The sequence below is a fragment of the Methylocystis silviterrae genome (genome assembly GCF_013350005.1).
GTDB classification, from domain to species: Bacteria; Pseudomonadota; Alphaproteobacteria; order Rhizobiales; family Beijerinckiaceae; genus Methylocystis; species Methylocystis silviterrae.
In genome coordinates, this window is the sequence record NZ_JABVWW010000015.1 from 70060 (window position 1) to 78421 (window position 8362).

Consider the following 8362-nt stretch of genomic DNA (forward strand, 5'->3'; position numbering starts at 1 on the left):
GCGCTTCGGGCTCCCACCGGCGCGCCCCCAGTCCAACTCGGCCACCAAATCCATGATCCTCTTGGGCAGCGGCTCTGTGAGGACTTTGTCGAACTTGAATCTCAGATGCTGGCTAATCGATCCCATTGCGGCGTCGGGCCGCGCTCCCATTTTGCCGGCGGCCGCGTTCCGCCAATCGCCCGGCGTTCGGTCCGGCATGACGCATCCTCCTTCAAGGGAGAGAAACTGCGTCACATTTGCCTTGTTCCCCTACAAAGTGTTTTAAAATTAAAGCCTTAGCATGGCCAAAGCAGTGGATCGGATGCGGCGGCGCAGCCTGTTAAGCGGCGATCGCTGGTTCTACTGCGCAATGTCGCAGCCCGGCTGAAGATTGCGCCATGGCGCGAGAGTAGCAGGCGCTATCTGGCGCTAGGCATCCGACGGCTTTTTGCGGATCCGGTCTTCCGCTTCAGCGATCTCGGGCGTCATGGCGTCGCCGAAGTCGGCCGCTTCATAGAGCGGACGGATCTCAATCTCGCTCGGGCCGGGCATGGGATTGGGGCCATGGGATTGGGGCCATGGGATTGGGGCCATGGGATTGTGGCATCGCGTCACCCACTCGACGGCCTCGGCCACCTGCTGGATGCCCCAAGAGACCGCTGCTGAATCTGGAGCTAAAATTCTAAGTGAAATTACTGTTTCATGAGTGGCAGGAGTGGCCGGGATCGAACCGACAACCCCCGGTTTTGGAGACCGGTGCTCTACCAGTTGAGCTACACTCCTGCGGGCGCCCAAAAGGCGCGCGTCTTCATTGCCGCAACGACGCTCCGGACGCAAGGGGGCGCGGCGGCCTTCCGATCAGGAATTGCCGCCGGAAAGCACCGTGACGGCGCGACGGTTCTGCGACCAGCAGGAGATGTCGTCGCAGACGGCGACAGGACGCTCCTTGCCGTAGCTCACCGTGCGGATGCGCGAGCCGGGGACCCCGCGCGCGATGAGGTAATTCTTGGCCACTTCGGCGCGTCGCGCGCCGAGCGCGAAATTATATTCGCGGGTGCCGCGTTCGTCGGCGTGGCCTTCCATCGTGAAGCTGTAGCGTGAGTAGCGGTTGAGCCACTCAGCCTGCTTGTCGAGCGTGGCCTGCGCAGTGGACGTCAGATCGGTGGAGTCGGTCTCGAAGAAGATGCGATCTCCGACATTGACCACGAAATCCTGATGGCTTCCGGGACGGGCGACGCCGCCGCGTCCATAGCCTCCGCCCGCCAGATCATTCGCGGCTTCGTCCGCGGTGTTCTTGGCGCAGGCCGAGAGCGCCAGGACCGCCAGGACCGCCGTCAGCGCGACGACGAATTTGGCGCCGCAGGCGCGTTGCGAAAGCAGCATGAAGAACTCCTGTTACGACGACCGATCGGGCGATAGTCCTAGGCTTCCAGGGTTAAGCGAAGGTTCCGTCAACCTTGATCGTAGGTATCTTGGGTCTGTTGCATTTGAGCAAATTCGCCCCTTCGTTAATAACGGGTTAATTGGTTAACAGAAGCTTAACACGCTGTTTCGGCGCGATTGGACGTCCTTCGGCGCGGTGCGCGTCCGCGCCCACCCCGCGTATAGCACGTGTGCATGGCGTAGATTGACGCGCCGCGCCGCGCGGTTCGGCGCTTTTACGTCCGAGAAAAGGACGTTCGACGGCTGCGAAGCGATGTGTGCGCGGTTGCTTTGCAGAGAGTCTCGCTCTTAATATTGATCAATGACGCGCGAAGCGGCGGCGCGCGCGGTCAGGAGTGTGACATGAATGAAGGCATTGCGCCTTTTTTGTCGCCGTTGACGCTGCTTCTGGGCGGCGGCCTCTTGGCGATAGGATTGCTGTCGCTACTCGATCTTCACTTCTTCAAGACCAAGTGGCAGGGCAAGTTGGCGCTGGCGGTCGGCTTGGTCTTCATTCTCGCCACCGAGGCGATGTTCGTCACGAGCGGCGCCAGCGGCCGCTATTTCGAAGGCCAGAAGATGGACGTCACCGACTGCGAATACCAGGCGGAGCGGGATTTTCCGGCGGAACGGCGATCCAACCCGAAGCTCATTCACGACAAGATCGTCGCCTGCATGGATACGCTCGGCTACGACTGGAGCAGGGAGCACTATCATTGCGTCGAGGCGCCGATCTCCACCAATGTCTTCTGCTATCTGCCGCGGGCGGCCATGCAGCGCAGCATCGTCGCGTGGCAGATGCGATTCGAATAGGTCAGAACAGCGATCCCTGATCGTCGCTGTCGGCTCTTTTCAGGCGGCGCCGTAGGCGCGGGCGCGCCGGCGGATCTGGAATCGCAATGCCAGCGCGCGCATGGATTCTGCCGTCGGCGATCTCGATATCGAGACCCGTTCCAGGAGGAGCCTGAGCGACGCTGCGCACTAAGGCGCCGCTTTCATCGTGCACCAGCGCAAAGCCGCGCGCCAACGCCGAGCGATGGCTGAGCGACTCCTGCAGCCGGGCCAGTCTGTCGATCCTTTCCTGATGGCCGCCGATCAAGCCAGCGACCGCGCGGTCGAGACGCTGCGCCGCGCCGGCGAGGCGCTGCCTAGCTGCGGCGTTCTCCTGGCCGGCGAGAACGCGCCGGGCGCGATAACCCTGCTGCAGCCGCGCGCCAAGACCGCGCAGCTGCTCACGCACGCGGGCCAGCTCCGCCTGCGGCGAGTGGCGGGCGAGCAGCGTTGCGGCGCGCGACAGCCGTAGACGCCTTCCGTCTCGCGCGGCGCGGGCGCCGGCGCGCAGCCGCTCCGCCGCCCGGTCAAAACGCTGGCGCGGATTGGCGAGCAGGGCGTCGCCCGCGGGCAGCAGGCGCGCGAAGGTTGAAAGCTGGACCCGCCGCTGTTCCATGGCGCGGCGGCGCGCGCCCTCCAGCCGGCTTGTGCGTATGGCGAGATGTTCGAACAGCTCGACGCGCACCGGAACGGCTTTCTCGGCCGCGCCCGTCGGCGTCGGCGCCCGAAGGTCGGCGACGAAATCGATGAGCGTCGTATCTGTCTCATGACCGATCGCCGAAATGAGCGGAATGGCGCTCTCCGCCGCCGCGCGAACGACGACCTCCTCGTTGAAGCCCCATAGATCCTCGAGCGAACCGCCGCCGCGCGCGACGATCAGCACGTCGGGGCGGGGAATGGCGCCCCCGGCAGGCAGCGCGTTGAAGCCGCGAATGCCCGCCGCGACCTCCTCAGCGCAACTCTCGCCCTGCACCCGCACGGGCCAGACCAGCACGCGGCGCGGGAAGCGGTCGTTGAGACGGTGCAGGATGTCGCGGATGACGGCGCCGGTCGGCGAGGTCACCACGCCGACGACGCGCGGCAGGAAGGGCAGGGGGCGCTTGCGCGCTTCGTCGAAGAGGCCCTCGGCCGCGAGCGCCTTGCGGCGCGCGTCGAGCAGCGCCATCAGCGCGCCGACGCCGGCCGGCTCCAGCGACTCGATGATGATCTGATAGGAGGACTTGCCGGGGAAGGTTGTGACGCGGCCGGTCGCGACGACCTCCAGTCCCTCCTGCGGCCGCGTGCGCAGGCGCAGAAACGTCGATCGCCAGATCACCGCGTCGAGACGCGCATTCTGATCCTTGAGACAGAAATAAGCGTGGCCGGAGGCGTGCGGGCCGCGATAGTTGGAGATCTCGCCGCGCACGCGCACGCGCCCGAAGCGATCCTCGATCGTCTGCTTCAGCGCGTTCGCGAGTTCGGAGACGCTGATCTCAGGCGTATTGGTCTGAGGCGTGTCTCCGCCGATTTCGGTGAGGTCGGACATGGATGAGATATGCTCACGCTTTGCTTCTTGCTTCATCCTCACGCAAACATTGAACTGTCCGCGCGGTGGTGTAGCAGCACGATACGCGAGGCGCGAATGGCCCCCAACATCATCATGTAAATGCCCAAAGCCAGCAAGAAAACAGCGCCCCCATTTATGCCGCTCAGAGCTTCGCGACGGTGGTCGCTGAGTGGGCGGCTGTTCGGCGCAGCCTATGGAAATTCTGAAGCGCAGAGCTCGCTATGAGCGCGGATTGCGGGAGGACGCTCAAGAAAGGGTATGGTTCCATTCTGGAAGTGCTTTGGGCTTTTCTGCGTCTCGGGGTAACGAGCTTCGGCGGGCCGGTCGCCCATCTTGGCTATTTCCACGCTGAGTTCGTCTCGCGCCGCAAATGGCTCGATGAGGCCGCCTACTCGGATATCGTCGCGCTCTGCCAGTTCCTTCCCGGCCCCGCGAGCAGTCAGGTCGGCATCATCATCGGCATGTTGCGGTCCGGCCTTGCCGGCGGATTGGCGGCATGGATCGGGTTCACCATGCCTTCGGCGCTTGCGATGATCGGCTTCGCCTATGGAGTCGGTCGCCTCGGCGACCTATCGCAGGTCGCTTGGCTGCACGGCCTCAAAGTCGTCGCTGTCGCGGTCGTCGCGCAAGCGGTGTGGGGGATGGCGCGAAACCTTTGTCCGGATCGGGACCGGGCGACCATCGCCGTGGCGGCGACGCTGCTGACTTTGGCGGTCCCCACCGCCAGCGGTCAGATTGGCGCGATTGCGGCGGGGGGCGTCATTGGCTGGTTGTTCCTCTCGGGGGAAAACAACGGAGCCACGGCGGCGCTATCGATCCCCATCACCCGGCGCACGGCCATCGCCTCGCTCGCGCTGTTTGCCGTTTTGCTTGTGGGGTTGCCCCTTCTGGCGAACGCAATCCCCAGTCCTACAATCGAGCTTATCAGCGGCTTTTATCGCTCAGGGTCGCTCGTTTTTGGCGGCGGGCACGTCGTGCTGCCGCTGCTGCAGCAGGCCTTCGTATCTCCAGGCTGGATCGACCGTGATACATTCCTTGCCGGCTATGGCGCGGCGCAAGCGGTTCCCGGCCCACTATTTACTTTCGCGGCCTATCTCGGCGCAGCGATGACGTCTGAGCCAAACGGCTGGGCGGGCGGGCTGATCTGTCTCACCGCGATTTTCCTGCCGTCTTTCCTTCTGGTCGTCGGCGCGCTGCCCTTTTGGGACGCTTTGCGTCATCGAAGCGCGGCGCAATCGGCGCTCAAGGGGATCAACGCGACGGTCGTCGGAATTCTGCTCGGGGCGCTCTATACCCCTGTTTGGACGACCGCGATCCTTGGCCCAGCGGATTTGGGGCTAGGCCTTCTTGCTTTCCTCTTGCTCGTGCTATGGCGGACGCCGCCGTGGCTGGTCGTCATCCTCGGCGCATTCGGCGCAACGCTCATCGCCATGGTCGCTTAAGGCGGCTTACGACGCTCGCACAACGTCCGCTTCTTGCGCATTGCTGAACATGAAATCGTTCTGGCTCGCGCATTTTTTTGAAACGCTAGCGCAATTCGCTCATTGAATAATGCGTTGGTCGGGCGGGGCCATTCGCCAGGTCGGCGAGAAGGTTGGGCTGGAGCCGCGACTGCCCTTCCGTTAACTGCGCGGGCGCGTCGACATTGCCCCGAAGATACCAGCCGCTGACATCAAGAGGCGGGAGAGGCGGCAGGCCGTCGGCGCGCGCGGCGCGACCGCTTATGACGATGGTGGCTAACAGCGCCAGCGAGAGGGTGCGGCCCATGATCGGTCCCCTTGGTGCGGGCGCCCCGCAGCGTTTTGATGATGCAGGGCCGACAACGGCAACATGGGCGGCAAGGATTAACGATGCGTTAACTCTATCGCTTAACTGAATTCTATCTTTAGCAGGCAGCGCCGAATGCGCCCGCAGCGGCTTCGCTTAGGCCGCTTCGGCGGATTCCTTCAGCACGCTGCAGATCTGCGCGACGAGAGATTCGACCAGTTCGCGGTCGTCGCCTTCGCCCATCACGCGGATCACGGGTTCAGTGCCGGAGGGGCGAACAATGATTCTGCCGGAGCTGCCAAGTCGCGCCCGCGCATCGTCGATTGCAGACGCCACCGCCGTGCACTCCAATTCGCGACGCTGGGCGCGCACATTCTGCAACACCTGGGGAAGCGGCTCGAACCGATGGCAGACTTCGCTTACCGGACGATCCTGACGCTTCACTTCTGCGAGCGCCTGCATCGCCGTCACGAGCCCGTCGCCTGTCGTGCAATAGTCAGACAGAATGATATGGCCAGACTGTTCGCCGCCAATGTTGTAGCCGGCTTCGCGCATGCGTTCGATCACATAACGGTCGCCGACGGGCGTTCGCTCGAGCGTGAGCCCGATCGAATTCAGATGGCGCTCCAATCCAAGATTGGACATGATTGTCGCGACGATTCCGGGCTTGGACAGCAGCCCCTGATCGCGCCAGCTTTCGGCGATAACCGCCATCAACTGATCTCCGTCGATCAGGCGCCCATTTTCGTCGACCATGATGACACGGTCGGCGTCGCCGTCGAGCGCGATGCCCACGTCGGCGCGCAGCTCGCGCACCTTGTCACGGAGCGCCTGCGGCGCTGTGGAGCCCACGCGATGATTGATATTGAAGCCGTCGGGGTCGACGCCGATCGCGATCACTTCGGCGCCAAGCTCCCACAGCGCCTCGGGCGCCACCTTATAGGCCGCGCCATTCGCGCAATCGACCACGAGGCGCAAACCTTCGAAGCTCATATTGCGCGGCAGCGTGCGCTTGGCGAACTCGATATAGCGCGCGCGCACGTCGTCGATGCGGCGGGCGCGTCCGAGATCCCTCGGTCCTGCGCGCTTGCGCAACATATCGCCGTCGATGAGGCGCTCGATCTCGTGTTCGATCTCGTCCGAAAGCTTGTGGCCGTCCGGTCCAAACAGCTTGATGCCGTTGTCCTCGAAGGAATTATGAGAGGCGGAAATCATGACGCCGACATCGGCGCGCATTGACCGCGTGAGCATCGCGACCGCAGGCGTTGGCATTGGTCCGAGAAGCAGCGTATCCATGCCCACGGATGTGAAGCCGGCGACAAGCGCGTATTCGATCATATATCCTGAGAGCCGCGTATCCTTGCCGATGACGACGCGATGGCGGCCTTCGCGGCGATGAAAAATCAGCCCGGCCGCCTGCCCAACCTTGAGCGCGAGCTCCGGCGTGATCTTCTCGTTGGCGAGGCCACGAATGCCATCTGTGCCGAAATAGGTGCGGGTCATTGAAGATCCTCAGCGAGCGGCGCCCGAGCGCCTCGGCGCCAAATCGGCGCATCCTTCACGCCATCCGTCGCGCCAGGTCGGCGCATTTATGGGCATAATGCCACAACGTTAAATGCGTGTTTTCGCCGGCCTAACGAACGGCTAATGAACACTCGCACATCGTCTGAACGGATGTCCACGTGGAAGTCAAAATCTACCACAACCCCGCCTGCGGGACCTCGCGCAACGTGCTGGCCGCCTTGCGCGAGGCCGGCTACGAGCCGCATGTGATCGAATATCTCAAAAACCCGCCCGATCGGGCGACCTTGAAGGAGCTTCTGCGTCGCATGGGCAAGAACGTGCGCGACGTGCTGCGCAAGCGCGGGACGCCCTACGCAGAACTGAAACTCGAGAATCCCGCCCTGTCGGACGAGGAGATTTTCGCCGTCATCGAAAAGCATCCGATTCTGATCGAGCGGCCGATCGTTTCGATGGGCGACAAGGCCGCGCTCTGTCGACCCGCCGAGACGGTCAAAGATCTGATCGCGCGGTCCAAGACATAGATCGCTCGAGTTCGAATGCAAAAAACCCAGCGGCCGGACCGCTGGGTTTTTCCCTTTAGATCGGATGCGGCTCCAGGCCGCCGACGTCTGGCTCTGGCTTCTGCCCCGTCGTCGGCACCGCTGAGCCGCGCGGCGGCGGCGTTGGCGACGACTCTTCGCGCACCGGCCGCTTGCCGGCGAGCAGACCCTTGATCTCGTCGCCGGACAGCGTCTCGAATTCGAGAAGCGCATTGGCGAGCGTATCCAGATCCGAGCGCTTGTCGACGAGGATCTGCCTGGCCTTCTCGTAAGCTTCCTGCACCAGTCGGCGCACTTCCGCGTCGATGGTCTCCTGCGTCTGTTCGGAGAAGGTCTGCGTGCGTCCGAGCGAGTAGCCGAGGAATTGCTCCTGCTGCGGGTCGGCATAGGCGACCGTGCCGAGCTTGTCCGAGAAGCCGAGCTGGGTGACCATCGCGCGGGCGATGCGCGTCGCCTGCTGAATGTCGGAGGCGGCGCCGGAGGTCGTCTTCGCCGCCCCAAAGATCAACTCTTCGGCGACGCGGCCGCCCATCGCCATCGCCAGCATCGCCACGAGCTGCTCGTAGCTTTGCGAGATCTGATCGCGCTCGGGGAGGCCCTGCACCATGCCGAGCGCTCTGCCGCGCGGAATGATCGTCGCCTTGTGGATCGGAATCGAGCCCGGCACGTTCAAGGAGACCAGCGCATGGCCGCCTTCGTGATAGGCGGTGAGCTTCTTCTCCTCATCCGTCATCACCAGCGTGCGCCGCTCGGC

8 protein-coding genes, 1 tRNA gene and 1 pseudogene are annotated in these 8362 nt (G+C 63.7%); 3 read left to right on the top strand and 7 right to left on the bottom strand.

Annotation, left to right across the window (positions count from 1 at the left end):
- Nucleotides 1-408 precede the first annotated feature (408 nt).
- The 3 genes from HUN39_RS19520 to pal form a co-directional block, all read right to left on the bottom strand.
- Nucleotides 409-531 carry a hypothetical protein gene (locus HUN39_RS19520; protein ID WP_269750341.1) on the bottom strand — a complete coding sequence of 41 codons (123 nt, stop codon included), beginning with the start codon at nucleotides 529-531 and terminating at the stop codon, nucleotides 409-411.
- Between the two features lie 155 nt (nucleotides 532-686).
- Nucleotides 687-762: transfer RNA gene (locus HUN39_RS14620), tRNA-Trp, on the bottom strand.
- 75 nt (nucleotides 763-837) lie between these two features.
- Entirely contained in the window at nucleotides 838-1362 is a 525-nt protein-coding gene (pal, locus tag HUN39_RS14625) for a peptidoglycan-associated lipoprotein Pal (RefSeq protein WP_175095226.1), read from the bottom strand.
- A 402-nt stretch (nucleotides 1363-1764) separates the two neighbouring features.
- Between pal and HUN39_RS14630 the strand changes: the two genes are divergently transcribed.
- Nucleotides 1765-2214: a hypothetical protein gene (locus HUN39_RS14630; RefSeq protein WP_232366113.1), complete on the top strand. Its 450-nt coding sequence runs from the start codon at nucleotides 1765-1767 to the stop codon at nucleotides 2212-2214.
- A 1-nt stretch (nucleotide 2215) separates the two neighbouring features.
- Here HUN39_RS14630 and xseA read toward each other — a convergent pair whose 3' ends face one another.
- Nucleotides 2216-3793: an exodeoxyribonuclease VII large subunit gene (xseA, locus tag HUN39_RS14635; RefSeq protein WP_175095227.1), complete on the bottom strand. Its 1578-nt coding sequence runs from the start codon at nucleotides 3791-3793 to the stop codon at nucleotides 2216-2218.
- Nucleotides 3794-3999: 206 nt separating this feature from the next.
- On the opposite strand from xseA, the gene chrA reads away from it, so the two are divergent.
- Complete coding sequence (chrA, locus tag HUN39_RS14640; RefSeq protein ID WP_175095228.1) at nucleotides 4000-5220, top strand: chromate efflux transporter; 1221 nt, start codon at nucleotides 4000-4002, stop codon at nucleotides 5218-5220.
- An 85-nt stretch (nucleotides 5221-5305) separates the two neighbouring features.
- On the opposite strand, the gene HUN39_RS14645 is transcribed toward chrA, so the two are convergent.
- The gene (locus HUN39_RS14645; RefSeq protein WP_175095229.1) at nucleotides 5306-5545 is read right to left on the bottom strand and encodes a hypothetical protein; all 240 of its coding nucleotides are present in this window, start codon (nucleotides 5543-5545) and stop codon (nucleotides 5306-5308) included.
- Nucleotides 5546-5701: 156 nt separating this feature from the next.
- The gene (glmM, locus tag HUN39_RS14650) at nucleotides 5702-7048 is read right to left on the bottom strand and encodes a phosphoglucosamine mutase (RefSeq protein WP_175095230.1); all 1347 of its coding nucleotides are present in this window, start codon (nucleotides 7046-7048) and stop codon (nucleotides 5702-5704) included.
- 179 nt (nucleotides 7049-7227) lie between these two features.
- On the opposite strand from glmM, the gene arsC reads away from it, so the two are divergent.
- The gene (gene arsC, locus HUN39_RS14655; RefSeq protein ID WP_175095231.1) at nucleotides 7228-7590 is read left to right on the top strand and encodes an arsenate reductase (glutaredoxin); all 363 of its coding nucleotides are present in this window, start codon (nucleotides 7228-7230) and stop codon (nucleotides 7588-7590) included.
- Between the two features lie 55 nt (nucleotides 7591-7645).
- Here the strand turns inward: arsC and HUN39_RS14660 are convergent.
- Nucleotides 7646-8362, bottom strand: a pseudogene (locus HUN39_RS14660) (ATP-dependent zinc metalloprotease FtsH); the annotation flags it as partial.

Coding starts and splice junctions, on each gene's coding strand:
- HUN39_RS14645 (WP_175095229.1), bottom strand. CDS start 5,545: ATGGGCCGCACCCTCTCGCTGGCGCTGTTAGCCACCATCGTCATAAGC.
- chrA (WP_175095228.1), top strand. CDS start 4,000: ATGAGCGCGGATTGCGGGAGGACGCTCAAGAAAGGGTATGGTTCCATT.
- glmM (WP_175095230.1), bottom strand. CDS start 7,048: ATGACCCGCACCTATTTCGGCACAGATGGCATTCGTGGCCTCGCCAAC.
- xseA (WP_175095227.1), bottom strand. CDS start 3,793: ATGAAGCAAGAAGCAAAGCGTGAGCATATCTCATCCATGTCCGACCTC.
- pal (WP_175095226.1), bottom strand. CDS start 1,362: ATGCTGCTTTCGCAACGCGCCTGCGGCGCCAAATTCGTCGTCGCGCTG.
- HUN39_RS19520 (WP_269750341.1), bottom strand. CDS start 531: ATGCCCGGCCCGAGCGAGATTGAGATCCGTCCGCTCTATGAAGCGGCC.
- HUN39_RS14630 (WP_232366113.1), top strand. CDS start 1,765: ATGAATGAAGGCATTGCGCCTTTTTTGTCGCCGTTGACGCTGCTTCTG.